Annotated in this window: 17 protein-coding genes and 2 pseudogenes; 17 read left to right on the forward strand and 2 right to left on the reverse strand. The window is 66.3% G+C overall.

Annotated elements, in window-relative coordinates; all coding sequences use genetic code 11:
• Nucleotides 1-108: 108 nt before the first annotated feature.
• The 4 genes from mftE to AC2VOG_RS16390 all read left to right on the forward strand — a co-directional run bounded on the left by mftE (nucleotide 109) and on the right by AC2VOG_RS16390 (nucleotide 4,488).
• The gene (gene mftE, locus AC2VOG_RS16375) at nucleotides 109-852 is read left to right on the forward strand and encodes a mycofactocin biosynthesis peptidyl-dipeptidase MftE (RefSeq protein WP_486940921.1); all 744 of its coding nucleotides are present in this window, start codon (nucleotides 109-111) and stop codon (nucleotides 850-852) included.
• Between the two features lie 52 nt (nucleotides 853-904).
• On the forward strand, nucleotides 905-2,317 hold the full coding sequence (mftF, locus tag AC2VOG_RS16380) for a mycofactocin biosynthesis glycosyltransferase MftF (protein WP_486940922.1): 1,413 nt from the start codon (nucleotides 905-907) through the stop codon (nucleotides 2,315-2,317).
• Nucleotides 2,318-2,320: 3 nt separating this feature from the next.
• Nucleotides 2,321-3,766 carry a mycofactocin dehydrogenase MftG gene (gene mftG, locus AC2VOG_RS16385; RefSeq protein ID WP_486940934.1) on the forward strand — a complete coding sequence of 482 codons (1,446 nt, stop codon included), beginning with the start codon at nucleotides 2,321-2,323 and terminating at the stop codon, nucleotides 3,764-3,766.
• A gap of 113 nt (nucleotides 3,767-3,879) precedes the next feature.
• A complete protein-coding gene (locus AC2VOG_RS16390) occupies nucleotides 3,880-4,488 on the forward strand; it encodes a TetR/AcrR family transcriptional regulator (protein ID WP_486940935.1) in 609 nt (202 codons plus the stop codon).
• Here the strand turns inward: AC2VOG_RS16390 and AC2VOG_RS16395 are convergent.
• Nucleotides 4,454-4,604 (reverse strand): annotated as a pseudogene (locus tag AC2VOG_RS16395) (cytochrome P450); the annotation flags it as partial. The gene AC2VOG_RS16390 and the pseudogene AC2VOG_RS16395 overlap by 35 nt on opposite strands.
• A gap of 180 nt (nucleotides 4,605-4,784) precedes the next feature.
• On the opposite strand from AC2VOG_RS16395, the gene AC2VOG_RS16400 reads away from it, so the two are divergent.
• Together AC2VOG_RS16400 and AC2VOG_RS16405 are read left to right on the forward strand one after the other, a co-directional pair.
• Nucleotides 4,785-6,377 carry a carboxylesterase/lipase family protein gene (locus tag AC2VOG_RS16400; protein WP_486940923.1) on the forward strand — a complete coding sequence of 531 codons (1,593 nt, stop codon included), beginning with the start codon at nucleotides 4,785-4,787 and terminating at the stop codon, nucleotides 6,375-6,377.
• On the forward strand, nucleotides 6,374-6,727 hold the full coding sequence (locus AC2VOG_RS16405; protein ID WP_486940924.1) for a nuclear transport factor 2 family protein: 354 nt from the start codon (nucleotides 6,374-6,376) through the stop codon (nucleotides 6,725-6,727). Before AC2VOG_RS16400 ends, AC2VOG_RS16405 begins: the two co-directional genes overlap by 4 nt.
• On the opposite strand, the gene AC2VOG_RS16410 is transcribed toward AC2VOG_RS16405, so the two are convergent.
• Nucleotides 6,724-7,200, reverse strand: a complete 477-nt coding sequence (locus AC2VOG_RS16410) for a hotdog fold domain-containing protein (protein ID WP_486940925.1) — start codon at nucleotides 7,198-7,200, stop codon at nucleotides 6,724-6,726. The two genes, AC2VOG_RS16405 and AC2VOG_RS16410, sit on opposite strands and share 4 nt — an antisense overlap.
• 368 nt (nucleotides 7,201-7,568) lie before the next feature.
• Between AC2VOG_RS16410 and rpsJ the strand changes: the two genes are divergently transcribed.
• The 11 genes and pseudogenes from rpsJ to rpsQ all read left to right on the forward strand — a co-directional run.
• A complete protein-coding gene (rpsJ, locus tag AC2VOG_RS16415; protein WP_003873519.1) occupies nucleotides 7,569-7,874 on the forward strand; it encodes a 30S ribosomal protein S10 in 306 nt (101 codons plus the stop codon).
• A 14-nt stretch (nucleotides 7,875-7,888) separates the two neighbouring features.
• Nucleotides 7,889-8,542 carry a 50S ribosomal protein L3 gene (gene rplC / locus AC2VOG_RS16420; protein WP_486940926.1) on the forward strand — a complete coding sequence of 218 codons (654 nt, stop codon included), beginning with the start codon at nucleotides 7,889-7,891 and terminating at the stop codon, nucleotides 8,540-8,542.
• On the forward strand, nucleotides 8,542-9,198 hold the full coding sequence (gene rplD, locus AC2VOG_RS16425; protein WP_486940927.1) for a 50S ribosomal protein L4: 657 nt from the start codon (nucleotides 8,542-8,544) through the stop codon (nucleotides 9,196-9,198). The genes rplC and rplD overlap by 1 nt, the downstream gene beginning before the upstream one ends.
• A complete protein-coding gene (rplW, locus tag AC2VOG_RS16430) occupies nucleotides 9,198-9,500 on the forward strand; it encodes a 50S ribosomal protein L23 (protein ID WP_486940928.1) in 303 nt (100 codons plus the stop codon). The genes rplD and rplW overlap by 1 nt, the downstream gene beginning before the upstream one ends.
• Nucleotides 9,501-9,536: 36 nt before the next feature.
• Nucleotides 9,537-10,376, forward strand: a complete 840-nt coding sequence (gene rplB, locus AC2VOG_RS16435; protein WP_486940929.1) for a 50S ribosomal protein L2 — start codon at nucleotides 9,537-9,539, stop codon at nucleotides 10,374-10,376.
• A 21-nt stretch (nucleotides 10,377-10,397) separates the two neighbouring features.
• A complete protein-coding gene (rpsS, locus tag AC2VOG_RS16440) occupies nucleotides 10,398-10,679 on the forward strand; it encodes a 30S ribosomal protein S19 (protein ID WP_066951921.1) in 282 nt (93 codons plus the stop codon).
• Nucleotides 10,676-11,171: pseudogene (gene rplV, locus AC2VOG_RS16445) on the forward strand (50S ribosomal protein L22); the annotation flags it as partial. The gene rpsS and the pseudogene rplV, both read left to right, overlap by 4 nt.
• 43 nt (nucleotides 11,172-11,214) lie before the next feature.
• Nucleotides 11,215-12,063 (forward strand): 30S ribosomal protein S3, encoded by an 849-nt coding sequence (gene rpsC, locus AC2VOG_RS16450; protein ID WP_486940930.1) that lies wholly within the window; start codon nucleotides 11,215-11,217, stop codon nucleotides 12,061-12,063.
• Between the two features lie 3 nt (nucleotides 12,064-12,066).
• Nucleotides 12,067-12,483, forward strand: coding sequence for a 50S ribosomal protein L16 (gene rplP, locus AC2VOG_RS16455; RefSeq protein ID WP_486940931.1), 417 nt, complete (start codon nucleotides 12,067-12,069; stop codon nucleotides 12,481-12,483).
• Nucleotides 12,483-12,716 carry a 50S ribosomal protein L29 gene (rpmC, locus tag AC2VOG_RS16460; RefSeq protein ID WP_486940932.1) on the forward strand — a complete coding sequence of 78 codons (234 nt, stop codon included), beginning with the start codon at nucleotides 12,483-12,485 and terminating at the stop codon, nucleotides 12,714-12,716. Before rplP ends, rpmC begins: the two co-directional genes overlap by 1 nt.
• Nucleotides 12,716-13,051: 30S ribosomal protein S17 (gene rpsQ, locus AC2VOG_RS16465; protein WP_486940933.1), on the forward strand; the 336-nt coding region annotated here is incomplete at its 3' end. The genes rpmC and rpsQ, both read left to right, overlap by 1 nt.

The raw sequence follows: 13,051 nt of genomic DNA on the forward strand, positions 1-13,051 counted from the left end.
AGCGGGTATGGTGATGCCCACGTGGCTGACGGGGCGGCGGTGACCGATCCTTGCGAACCGGCCACCGGAAAAAATCGTTCGATCGCGCCAACAACCGATGCACGGCAGGTGAATTCGGCTTACCATCACCGGGTGGTAGTCGAGCCCGAACTCGGCCGCTCTACGTCGAGCCAGCTGCAAGGTATGCCAGTAGGGCTGGCTATACCTGTCGGCTCCACCGAGCAACACGGTCCCCACCTGCCCTTGGACACCGACACCCGGATCGCGACAGCGGTCACCGGCGCGGTCGCGGCGAGGCTGTCCGGGGATCCGGACGTGATGTGGTTGGCGGCGCCGGCGATCGCGTACGGCGCGAGTGGCGAGCATCAGAGCTTCCCCGGAACGATCTCGATCGGTACCGATGCCTTGGCCGCCCTGTTGGTGGAGTACGGCCGGTCGGCGGCCTGCTGGGCGCGGCGACTGCTCTTTGTCAACGGCCACGGCGGCAATATCGCGGCGCTGCACCGGGCGGTGGCGCTGCTGCGGCGTGAAGGCCGCGATGCGGCGTGGTGTCCGTGTTCGGTGGCCGGCGGCGACGCTCACGCCGGACACACCGAAACTTCGGTGTTGCTGCATATTTCACCGTCCTACGTCCGTACCGACAGGTGGTGCGCGGGCAATGGCGCGCCGCTGGCCGAGCTACTGCCATCGCTGCGCAGCGGGGGTGTGGCCGCGGTCAGTGCGGTCGGCGTGCTGGGTGACCCGACCACCGCGACCGCCGAGGACGGCGAGCGGATGCTGGCCGAGATGGTCGATGACTGCCTGCGCCGGATCCGGCGGTGGGCACCAGCGGCCGACGGGATGCTCACGTGATGATCGCGGCTGACGGCGGGACCCGCGCGGCGGGTGCCGGGGGGCGGCGCTGATGGCCCAGGCGCGTTTGCCGGACGGATTTGCTGTGCAGGTCGACCGCCGGGTCAGGGTGCTCGGCCAGGGGTCGGCGTTGCTGGGTGGATCCCCGACCCGGATACTGCGGCTGGCGCCCGCCGCTCAGGACATGCTGGCCGACGGCCGACTCAAGGTCCGCGACGCGCTGAGCGCCGAGTTGGCGCGGACGCTGCTCGATGCGACCGTGGCGCATCCACGTCCCGCCGGCGGGCCGTCGCACCGCGACGTTACCGTCGTAATCCCGGTGCGGGACAATGCATATGGCTTGCAGCGGCTGGTCGGTTCGTTACGCGGCTTACGCATCGTGATCGTGGACGACGGGTCGTCGACGCCGATCCGCCATGACGATCTCGTCAGCGCGCACCCCGACATCGAAATTCTGCGGCATACGCAGAGCAAGGGTCCGGCCGCGGCCCGCAACACCGGCCTTGCCGCCTGCAAGACAGGTTACGTCGCGTTCCTCGACTCCGACGTCGTCCCTCGCCGTGGCTGGCTCGAAGCGCTGCTCGGGCACTTCTGCGACCCGACTGTGGCGCTCGTCGCCCCACGCATCGTCGGACTCGTCCAGACCGATCATCTGCTCGCGCGCTACGAGGCGGTGCGTTCGTCATTGGATCTCGGTCACCGTGAGGCCCCGGTGGTTCCCTATACCAGGGTCGCCTACGTGCCCAGCGCCGCAATCATTTGTCGCGCTGCAGCTTTGCGTGATATCGGCGGCTTCGACGAATCCATGCGATCGGGTGAAGACGTCGATCTGTGCTGGCGACTTGTCGAGGCCGGCGCTCGGCTGCGTTACGAGCCGATCGCCCAAGTGGCACATGACCATCGGACGGAATTACGGGACTGGTTTGCGCGCAAAGCATTTTACGGTGGTTCGGCCGCCCTGCTGTCGGTTCGCCACCCGGACAAGATCGCGCCGTTGATGATCTCGGGCTGGGCACTGATCGCCTGGATTCTGATGGCATTCGGCTCGGGTGTCGGCTGTCTGGCCTCACTTTTCGTTGCTGGGCTGACCGGTCGTCGGGTTGCGAAAAGCATGCAGGGTACCGAGACTCAGATGCGCGATGTCGTGACGGTGGCCGCCCGCGGGCTGTGGTCGGCGGCACTGCAGCTGGCGTCGGCGATTTGCCGGCACTACTGGCCGGTCGCGTTGGTAGCGGCGCTGCTGTTCCGCTCGTGCCGCCGGGTTGTGGTGGTCGCCGCCATCGTCGACGGCGTAGTGGATTGGGCCAGTCGCCGGCAAACCGCCGACGAGGACGCCCGGCCGATCGGGCTGCTGACATATCTGGTTCTCAAACGCATTGACGACCTGGCCTACGGGCTGGGCTTGTGGTACGGGGTGCTGCGGGAACGCAATGTCGGTCCGCTCAAGCCGCAGATTCGGGTCTGACTCCTGACCGCAGCTGCGTTGCACAGCGATGTGCTGGTCATTGGCGCCGGAAGCGCCGGGTCGATTGTGGCTAACCGGCTTTCGAATGACCCCAGCCGACGGGTGACGGTGCTGGAAGCCGGGCCCGGTCTGAGCGATCCGGTATTGCGCACCGAGACGGCGAACGGATTTCGGCTACCGATCGGCGCCGCCAGTCCGCTGGTCCAGCGGTACCAGAGCCGGCTCACCGACCACCCGGCCCGCCAGACGGCGATCGTGCGCGGTGCCACGGTCGGCGGGTCCGGCGCGGTCAACGGCGGGTACTTCTGCCGTGGCCTGCGGCGCGACTTCGACGGCTTCGGATTGCCGGGTTGGGCCTGGTCCGACGTCGTCGAGCATTTCCGCGCGATCGAGACCGATCTGGATTTCACCGGTCCGGCGCACGGCGATTCAGGCCCGATCCCGATCCGGCGTACGCGGGAAATAGTCGGCAGCACAGCGCTATTCGTCGACGCGGCGCTAAGTGACGGGTTCGGCTGGGTGCCCGACCTCAACGATGTTGCCGCGGCCGAGGCGCTGCCGTCCGGGGTCGGCGCAGTCCCGCTGAATATCGTCGACGGAACACGTATCGGGCCCGGGGCTGCGTACCTGCTGCCCGCGCTGGGCCGTGCCAACCTGTCGTTGCTGACCCGGACGCGCGCGCTGCGCCTGCTGGTGGCCGGTGGGCGGGCCGTGGGCGTGGCCGCCGTCGGCCCGGGCGGGCCGATCACCTTGACTGCCGATAGCGTTGTACTCTGTTCCGGCGCAATCGAATCCGCTCATCTACTGATGCTTTCCGGTGTCGGCGACGAGGCGATGCTGCGCGCCGCCGGAGTGGACGTGATCGCGCCGCTGCCGGTCGGCCTGGGCTGCAGCGACCACCCGGAATGGGTGTTGCCGACCGCCTGGGCGGTCGAACCGGAGCGGCCGGTGCTCGAGGTGGTGCTCAGCACGCCGGCGGACATCGAGATACGTCCCTACACCGGTGGCTTCGTCGCGATGGTCGGGGACGGTACGCCGGGTCATCCGGACTGGCCGCATCTCGGCGTGGCGCTGATGCGCCCGCGGGCCCGCGGCCGCATCACGCTGGTCTCGCCCGACCCGATGGTGCCGCCCGTTATCGAGCATCGCTACGACAGCGAGCCGGCCGATATTGCCGCGCTGCGGGAAGGCTGCGATTTGGCTCGTGAAATAGCCGGTCCGACAACGGAAATCGGTGAACCGGCCTGGTCAACATCGCAGCATCTGTGCGGCAGTGCGCCGATGGGTCGGGCAGACGATCCAGCAGCGGTCGTCGATCGCCGGTGCCGGGTGCACGGCGTTGAGGGTCTGTGGGTGATCGACGGGTCGGTGCTGCCGGCGATCACCAGTCGCGGCCCGCACGCCACCATCGCGATGGTGGCCCATCGGGCCGCGGAGTTCGTCTACTGACCAGAACGCGAGTCGCGTAGTCGGCTGTGTACGCTGGCTAGGCTGGACACGAGGAGGTGGTCCACATCGTCGATAACACCGATCCGCGCCCGGCACGTTCGCGGGCCCGGCTGCTGGAAGCCGCCACCGCGTTGCTTCGTGCCGGGGGCCCCAGTGCGGTGACTGTCGATGCGGTTACCCGTGGCGCCAATGTTGCCCGGGCCACCTTGTACCGCCACTTCCCCAGCGGAAACGATTTGCTGGCGGCGGCTTTCGGCGCGCTGATCCCGCCGGCGCCGATGCCGTCCGAGGAAGGTGCGCTGCGCGACCGGCTGATCGGGGTGGTTCTGGCATTCGCCCAATCAATCGCCGAGAGCCCCGGCATGGTGATGGCGATGAGTTGGCTGGCGCTCGGGCGTGACCTGGAGCAGTTGCCGGAATCGTCACAGACCCGCACATCCGACAGTCCCGCGATCAGCACGCTGCGCGAACGTATTGCCCAGCAATACGCCGCACCTTTCGACGCGATCTTCGACAGTCCAGACGCCGCGGAGCTCGGGGACATCGACCGCACCCTGGCGATCGCGCTGTTGATCGGCCCGGCGGTGCTGGGCCGACTGTCCACGTTGCCCGACTTCGACTACCGCGAATGCGCCCACGCCGCAGTCGACGGCTTCCTTCGTGTTCAGCGTGCGCAGGCGAAAGCGCTCAACCCACCACATGGCGAATCGGCAGGTGCTTGAGGCCGCCGACGAAAGTCGTCGAGATCAGCTGTGGGTTGCCTTTGAGCTCAATCGATTTCAATCGCGGCAGTAATTTGGTGAAAAAGGCTGATTACCTCCATGCGGGCCAGCGCGGCGCTCTCATTTGCCCTCTCATCTGTTATCTGCCGGGTTTGATCGCGACTGTTTTTGACACGTGTCACGCATAAGTCTGTGCGATCCTGGATTCGTTGATGCCAGTCTTCCGGCAATCCGTAGGCTGTCGTCTCGTGCCGATCCGATCGCCTCGCCGTCGACGAGCCTGGACCGTCCTACTGATGACGGCTCTGCTGGTGGCGGCCTGCGGGCAGGATGGCGTCGTCAAGCCGCGCAAGGCGGAACCGGCGTACGCGGGCCCGCTGGACGCCGGCGTCGTGCACACCGCGATGGGAACCATGCGCGGCCAAGTCGCCTCGGATTACCGCGTGTTCCAGAGTATTCCGTACGCGGCACCGCCAGTGGGGCCGCTGCGATGGCAGCTGCCGCGTCCGGCGGCGCGCTGGTCAGGGATGTTGGACGCCACGAAAGCCGGTCCGCAATGCATGCAAGACACCGGTCTGAAGCCGGGCGTGGGCAAGCCGACCAGCGAAAACTGCCTGACGCTCAACGTCTGGACTCCGCCGCGCGCACAACATGGCGAGAAACGCCCGGTGATGGTGTGGATCCACGGCGGAGGGTTCGTCAACGGCAGCGGCGACATCTATCACTCGCGTTGGCTGGCGGCCAGGGGCCATATCATCGTCGTCACGATCAACTACCGGTTGGGCGCGCTGGGTTTTCTGGCCCACCCGGCGCTGGGACCGCCCGGGACGGTCGGCAATTACGGACTGGCCGACCAACAGGCCGCGCTGCGCTGGGTGCGTGACAACATCGCCGCTTTCGGCGGCGACCCGAAGATGGTCACCATTGCCGGCGAATCCGCCGGTGGCATGTCGGTGTGCGACCACCTGATCGCGCCTGGTTCGGCGGGACTGTTCCGGGCAGCGATCATTCAAAGCGCGCCATGCCAGGCGCAGGCGGACCTGGCTTTCGCCGAACGGCAGAGCATCGATTACGCGATCGCGGTCGGCTGTCGCAATCCGGCCACCACGGCGCGGTGTCTGCGTGCCCTGCCGGCAACCAAGCTCGAACGTCCACCGTGGTACTACTTCCTGGGCGACTCCGATGCGCTCTCCGGCCCGGTGACCGGAACGGCGGTGCTGCCGGACAACCCGATGGCGGCGTTCGCGGCGGACAAGGCGGCGCGTGTTCCGGTGCTGATCGGCGTCAACCACGACGAGTTCACACTGTTCGCAGCGCTGCGAGCGTCGAGGCTGCATCGGGGAGTCGGCGTCGGCGAGTATCCGCAGATGCTCGCCGACATCTTCGGCGATGACAGCGCCCCGGTGGTGGCGCACTATTCGCCCGATCGTTATGGCGGAGACGTCTCGCTCGCTTACTCCGCTGCGGCCACCGACGGTGTCTTCGCTTGTACCACAGATAGATTCGTCGAATCGCTGAGCCGCAACGCGCCGGTTTACGCCTACGAGTTCGACGATCCGCACGCGCCTGAGCCCGATTTTCTGCGGCATGCACCCTTTCCAGTGGGGGCCAGCCACTCGCTGGAGTTGAGGTACCTGTTCAGCATGGGCGGTGCGCCGCCACTGGATCACGCGCAGCAGATCCTGTCGGATCAGATGATGAGCTATTGGAGTCACTTCGTCACCGACGGTGTTCCGCAGGCTGCCGGATTGCCCGGCTGGCCGGCCCAGGACGGCGACCCCGGGCACGACTTCTGGATGTCGTTGCGGCCCGGCGGGAATCAGGTGACCAGCGACTTCGAGACCGAACACCAGTGCCCGTTCTGGGCGACGATGAAGGGTGAATCGTGAGCACTCCCGAGCCCGGCCCGTTCGCTCAAGCGTGGGCGGCGGCCTTCAACCGTCTTGATGTCGAGGCGGTGCTCGCGCACTTTCACGACGACGTCGTCTTCACCTCGCCGGTCGCCGCTCGAGTAATCCCGGGATCTGGGGGAGTGGTGCGTGGGAAAGCGGCACTGCGCGAATACTGGAGCGCCGCAGCCAAGGTCATGCCGGATCTTCATTTCGACGTCCTGGCTGTGTACCGGGGCCAGTCGATTCTGGTGATCAATTACCGCAACGAGCGCGGCCAGTTGGTCAACGAGGTGCTGGAGTTCGACGGTGGACTGGTCCGCCGCGGGCATGGAACCTATCTGGATTAGTTGGCCGGCGTCACCCAGGTGGTGATGTCGGCGTGCACGACCTCTTCGCCGTTGCGATCGGTGACGCTGACCGGCACGACGACGTCCACGCCGTCGGTGATCCGAACGAACTCCGGCGGGTCCACTTCGGCGCGGGCCAACAGCGACGTGGTGGCCTTCCCGAGGTACTGAACGGTCATCGCTTTCGGTATCCAGCGATGGCTGCGGGGGACGGTCGCTTCCATCAGCATCCCCATCGCCACCTCGGCGGCATTACAGCACGCGATCGCATGCACGGTGTGCAAGTGGTTGTAGACGAAGAACCACTTGGGTACCCGCACCTCGGCCAGGCCGGGCTCCATCCGCACCACCTGCGGCAGCACCGACGCGAAGTAGGGGACGCGGGCCATCGCCGCGATCGAGAACAGGCGGCTGCCACCGGGGGTGCCCGATAGCCGCTGCCACGCCGCGTATGTGCTGGTCGAGCTCGTCATGCCGACCTACCTTACTCTTGAGTAAGGACAAGCCGCCCGCCGACGACCGCGTCCCGGCGACCGGTGGCCACGAGGATTTGGCCCATACCGCGATCTAGGGCATACTGTTCGGGTTGCCTAGAGCTGGGTTCAAGCCTGGCCGGGCATACGACCAGCGCCCACACGGGCGCGTCCGGTCCCAATCTGGTTCGTGATCAATTTCGGTCGCGGGCCGGGCTGCGTGAGGGCGACACACCCGACCGCGGGGGCCGGTGGACCAAGACAGGTAAACAGCGGCGCAACAACCGGGTGCCCGCCTGATCGGTGTAGACCGATCGGGCATCGGCGACCGGCAGGAAACCGGGTCTCGACCTGGAGAGTGAGGAAGCGTGGCGGGACAGAAGATCCGCATCAGGCTCAAGGCCTACGACCACGAGGCCATTGACGCCTCGGCGCGCAAGATCGTCGAGACGGTTGTCCGGACGGGCGCCAGCGTGGTGGGCCCCGTGCCGCTGCCAACCGAGAAGAACGTGTACTGCGTTATTCGCTCACCGCACAAGTACAAAGACTCGCGTGAGCACTTCGAGATGCGCACCCACAAGCGCCTGATCGACATCCTTGACCCGACCCCGAAAACCGTTGACGCGCTGATGCGCATCGATCTGCCCGCCAGCGTCGACGTCAACATCCAGTAGGAGAGCTGCGAGCAATGGCGAGAAAGGGCATTCTGGGCACCAAGCTCGGCATGACGCAGGTGTTCGACGAGAACAACCGCGTCGTTCCCGTGACGGTGGTCAAAGCCGGGCCGAACGTGGTGACCCGCATCCGTACACCAGAGGTTGACGGATACAGCGCGGTGCAGCTGGCCTACGGCGAAATCAGTCCACGCAAGATCAACAAGCCGCTGGCGGGTCAGTACGCCGCCGCCGGGGTCAACCCGCGTCGGCACCTGGCCGAGTTCCGGCTCGACGACGAAGCCGCCGCGGCCGACTACGAGGTCGGCCAAGAGCTGACAGCCGAAATCTTCGCTGCCGGAAACTATGTCGACGTGACGGGCACCTCCAAGGGCAAGGGCTTCGCCGGAACCATGAAGCGGCACGGCTTCAAGGGGCAGGGCGCCAGCCACGGCGCCCAGGCGGTGCACCGTCGCCCCGGATCCATCGGTGGATGCGCCACCCCGGCGCGGGTGTTCAAGGGCACCCGGATGGCCGGCCGGATGGGCCACGACCGGGTGACCACACAGAATCTGTTGGTGCACTTGGTCGATGCCGAAAACGGCGTGCTGTTGATCAAGGGCGCAGTGCCCGGCCGCACCGGCGGACTCGTCGTGGTTCGCAGCGCGATCAAACGAGGTGAGAAGTAATGGCTGGCATCAAGATTGACGTCAAGACGCCGGACGGCAAGACGAGCGGCTCGGTCGAGCTGCCGGCCGAGCTGTTCGACGCGCCGGCGAACATCGCGCTGCTGCACCAGGTGGTCACGGCGCAGCTGGCTGCCAAGCGCCAAGGCACGCATTCGACCAAGACCCGCGGCGAAGTCCGCGGCGGTGGCCGCAAGCCTTACCGGCAGAAGGGCACTGGCCGCGCGCGGCAGGGCTCGACGCGTGCGCCGCAGTTCACCGGCGGTGGTGTCGTGCACGGTCCGCAGCCTCGCGACTACAGCCAGCGCACCCCGAAGAAGATGATCGCCGCCGCATTGCGCGGCGCGTTGTCGGACCGCGCTCGCAACGGCCGCATCCACGCGATCACCGAACTGGTGGCGGGTCAGACCCCCTCGACCAAGAGCGCCAAGGGTTTCCTGGCCACGCTGACCGACCGCAGTCAGGTGCTGGTGGTCATCGGACGTAGCGACGAGACCGGCCTCAAGAGCGCGCGCAACCTTCCCGGTGTGCACATCATTTCTCCGGACCAGCTCAACACCTACGACGTGCTGCACGCCGACGACGTGGTGTTCTCGGTGGAGGCGCTCAATGCCTACATCGAGGCGAACAGCAAGACCACCGAGGAGGTTCGCACCTGATGGCGACCGTCACTGACCCCCGCGACATCATCCTGGCCCCGGTCATCTCGGAGAAGTCCTACGGCCTGATCGATGACAACGTCTACACGTTTCTGGTGCACCCCGACTCGAACAAGACGCAGATCAAGATCGCGATCGAGAAGATTTTCTCGGTCAAGGTGTCGGCGGTGAACACCGCAAACCGCCAGGGCAAGCGCAAGCGCGCCCGGAGTGGGTTCGGACAGCGCAAGAGCACCAAGCGCGCCATCGTGACGTTGGCGCCCGGCAGCAAGCCGATCGAACTGTTCGGCGCTACGGCGTAGCCGCGGAACAGGCGAGGATAGAGAGACTTAACAGACATGGGAATTCGCAAGTACAAGCCGACGACTCCGGGTCGTCGCGGTGCCAGCGTCTCCGATTTCGCCGAGATCACTCGCTCGACTCCGGAGAAGTCGCTCATCAAGCCGTTGCACGGCAAGGGTGGACGCAACGCGCACGGTCGAATCACCACGCGCCACAAGGGTGGCGGCCACAAGCGGGCCTACCGGGTGATTGACTTCCGCCGCAACGACAAGGACGGTGTCAATGCGAAGGTCGCGCACATCGAGTACGACCCCAACCGCACCGCGAACATCGCGCTGCTGCACTTCCTGGACGGCGAGAAGCGTTACATCATTGCGCCGCAAGGGCTCAAGCAGGGTCACGTGGTGGAGTCCGGCGCCAACGCCGACATCAAGCCGGGAAACAACCTGCCGTTGCGTAACATCCCGGCCGGTACGTTGATCCACGCGGTGGAGTTGCGGCCCGGCGGTGGCGCCAAGCTGGCCCGCTCAGCCGGATCCAGCATTCAATTGCTGGGTAAGGAAGGCGCGTACGCCTCGTTGCGGATGCCCAGCGGCGAAATCCGCCGTGTCGACGTGCGCTGCCGTGCCACCGTCGGCGAGGTAGGCAACGCCGAGCAGGCCAACATCAACTGGGGCAAGGCCGGTCGGATGCGCTGGAAAGGCAAGCGCCCCACCGTCCGTGGTGTCGTGATGAACCCGGTCGACCACCCGCACGGTGGTGGTGAGGGTAAGACATCCGGGGGTCGTCACCCAGTCAGCCCGTGGGGTAAGCCCGAAGGCCGCACCCGCAAGGCCAACAAGCCCAGCGACAAGCTCATCGTCCGACGCCGGCGCACCGGCAAGAAGTCTCGCTAGCGGCAGCCAGGAGAAACAGACATGCCACGCAGCCTCAAAAAGGGTCCGTTCGTCGACGGCCATCTGCTCAAGAAGGTCGACGTTCAGAACGAGAAGAACACCAAGCAGGTCATCAAGACCTGGTCGCGCCGTTCGACCATCATTCCTGACTTCATCGGTCACACCTTCGCCGTCCACGACGGTCGTAAGCACGTGCCGGTGTTCGTCACCGAATCGATGGTGGGCCACAAACTGGGTGAGTTCGCACCGACGCGCACCTTCAAGGGACACATCAAAGACGACCGGAAGGCCAAGCGGCGATGAGCACGGCTACTGAATATCCGTCGGCGACCGCCGTAGCGCGGTTCGTGCGGGTGTCGCCGACCAAGGCGCGCCGGGTGATCGACCTGGTCCGCGGCAAGTCGGTGACCGAGGCGCTGGACATCTTGCGCTGGGCGCCGCAGGCCGCCAGCGAGCCGGTCGCCAAGGTCATCGCTAGCGCTGCAGCCAACGCGCAGAACAACAATGGGCTCGACCCGTCGACGCTCGTGGTGGCCACCGTCTACGCTGACGGCGGTCCCACCGCCAAGCGGATCCGTCCGCGCGCCCAAGGCCGCGCATTCCGGATCCGCAAGCGCACCAGCCACATCACGGTGATCGTGGAAAGCCGGCCGAGCAAGGACGGGCGGAGCTCGCAGTCTGCGAGCGCCACCCGGGCCCGGCGCGCGCAGGCCAGCAAGGCTGCGAGCACGGCTCCGGCCAAGAAATCGGCGGCCGACAAGGCGCCGGCCAAGAAGGCATCCGCCGCGAAGTCCGCTGGGACTGAAGCGACTTCGGAAGCGAAGGAGGGCTCGAACCAGTGGGCCAGAAGATCAATCCGCACGGATTCCGGCTCGGCATCACCACCGAGTGGAAGTCCCGGTGGTACGCCGACAAGCAGTACGCGGACTACGTCAAGGAAGACGTGGCGATCCGCAAGCTGCTGTCGACCGGCTTGGAGCGCGCCGGCATCGCCGACGTGGAGATCGAGCGCACCCGCGACCGGGTTCGGGTGGACATCCACACGGCCCGTCCGGGCATCGTCATCGGTCGCCGTGGCACCGAGGCCGACCGCATCCGCACCGATCTGGAGAAGCTGACCGGCAAGCAGGTTCAGCTCAACATCCTCGAGGTGAAAAACCCTGAGTCGACGGCGCAATTGGTCGCTCAGGGCGTTGCCGAGCAGCTGAGCAACCGGGTGGCGTTCCGCCGCGCGATGCGTAAGGCGATCCAATCGGCGATGCGGCAGCCGAACGTCAAGGGCATCCGGGTTCAGTGCTCGGGCCGTCTCGGCGGCGCGGAGATGAGCCGGTCGGAGTTCTACCGCGAAGGCCGGGTGCCGCTGCACACGCTGCGCGCCGACATCGACTACGGCCTCTACGAGGCCAAGACCACCTTCGGCCGCATCGGCGTAAAGGTCTGGATTTACAAGGGCGACATCGTCGGCGGCAAGCGCGAGCTGGTTGCACCGTCGGCTGGAGCCGAGCGTCCGCGCCGCGAGCGTCCGTCGGGCACCCGCCCGCGTCGTAGCGGATCCGCGGGAACGACGGCGACCAGCACCGAGGCCGGCCGTGCCGCGTCGAGCGCCGAAGACACCGCAGCCGCAACGCCTTCCGAGGCGCCCGCTGCTGAGGCGCCCGCTGCCGAGGCGCAGAGTACGGAGAGCTGAATCATGTTGATTCCCCGCAAGGTCAAGCACCGCAAGCAGCACCACCCGCGTCAGCGCGGGATCGCCAGCGGCGGAACGTCGGTGAGCTTCGGCGACTACGGCATCCAGGCGCTGGAGCACGCTTACATCACCAACCGGCAGATCGAGTCCGCGCGTATTGCCATCAACCGGCACATCAAGCGTGGCGGCAAGGTGTGGCTCAACATCTTCCCGGACCGTCCACTGACCAAGAAGCCCGCCGAAACCCGGATGGGTTCAGGCAAGGGCTCGCCGGAGTGGTGGGTTGCCAACGTGAAGCCGGGTCGCGTGCTTTTTGAGCTCAGCTACCCCAATGAGCAGACCGCCCGGGAAGCACTGACCCGCGCGATTCACAAGCTGCCGATCAAGGCACGCATCGTCACCCGAGAGGATCAGTTCTGATGGCAGTGGGAACTTCGCCTGGCGAACTGCGCGAGCTCAACGACGAAGAGCTGATCGAGAAGTTGCGCGAATTCAAAGAAGAGCTGTTCAACCTGCGCTTCCAGATGGCGACCGGTCAGCTCGCCAACAACCGTCGGCTCCGCACGGTCCGCCAGGAAATCGCACGGATCTACACCGTGCTACGTGAACGCGAACTCGGCCTGGCTTCTGGGCCCAATGGTGAGGAGGCCTGATGGCTGAGGCGAAGAAGGCGGCCCCCGAGAAGGCAGCGGCGAACGAGGCTGGAGTCAAGGGACCCAAGCGCACCCCGGCCACCCCGAAGCCGCGCGGCCGTCGCAAGACCCGTATCGGCTACGTGGTCAGCGACAAGATGGAAAAGACCATCGTGGTCGAGCTGGAAGACCGTATGCGTCACCCGAAGTACGGCAAGATCATCCGGACCACCAAGAAGGTCAAGGTGCACGACGAGCACGGCGACGCCGGCACCGGCGACCGGGTTTCGTTGATGGAGACTCGTCCGCTGTCGGCGACGAAGCGCTGGCGCCTCGTCGAGATCCTCGAGAAGGCT

Source organism: Mycobacterium sp. TH-M11 (genome assembly GCF_057473725.1).

What these genes read in the sequence shown, in the direction of transcription:
- mftF (WP_486940922.1), top strand. Translation starts at nt 905, where the DNA reads ATGGCCCAGGCGCGTTTGCCGGACGGATTTGCTGTGCAGGTCGACCGC.
- AC2VOG_RS16400 (WP_486940923.1), top strand. Translation starts at nt 4,785, where the DNA reads ATGACGGCTCTGCTGGTGGCGGCCTGCGGGCAGGATGGCGTCGTCAAG.
- AC2VOG_RS16410 (WP_486940925.1), bottom strand. Translation starts at nt 7,200, where the DNA reads ATGACGAGCTCGACCAGCACATACGCGGCGTGGCAGCGGCTATCGGGC.
- rplC (WP_486940926.1), top strand. Translation starts at nt 7,889, where the DNA reads ATGGCGAGAAAGGGCATTCTGGGCACCAAGCTCGGCATGACGCAGGTG.
- rplD (WP_486940927.1), top strand. Translation starts at nt 8,542, where the DNA reads ATGGCTGGCATCAAGATTGACGTCAAGACGCCGGACGGCAAGACGAGC.
- rplW (WP_486940928.1), top strand. Translation starts at nt 9,198, where the DNA reads ATGGCGACCGTCACTGACCCCCGCGACATCATCCTGGCCCCGGTCATC.
- rplB (WP_486940929.1), top strand. Translation starts at nt 9,537, where the DNA reads ATGGGAATTCGCAAGTACAAGCCGACGACTCCGGGTCGTCGCGGTGCC.
- rpsS (WP_066951921.1), top strand. Translation starts at nt 10,398, where the DNA reads ATGCCACGCAGCCTCAAAAAGGGTCCGTTCGTCGACGGCCATCTGCTC.
- rplP (WP_486940931.1), top strand. Translation starts at nt 12,067, where the DNA reads ATGTTGATTCCCCGCAAGGTCAAGCACCGCAAGCAGCACCACCCGCGT.
- rpmC (WP_486940932.1), top strand. Translation starts at nt 12,483, where the DNA reads ATGGCAGTGGGAACTTCGCCTGGCGAACTGCGCGAGCTCAACGACGAA.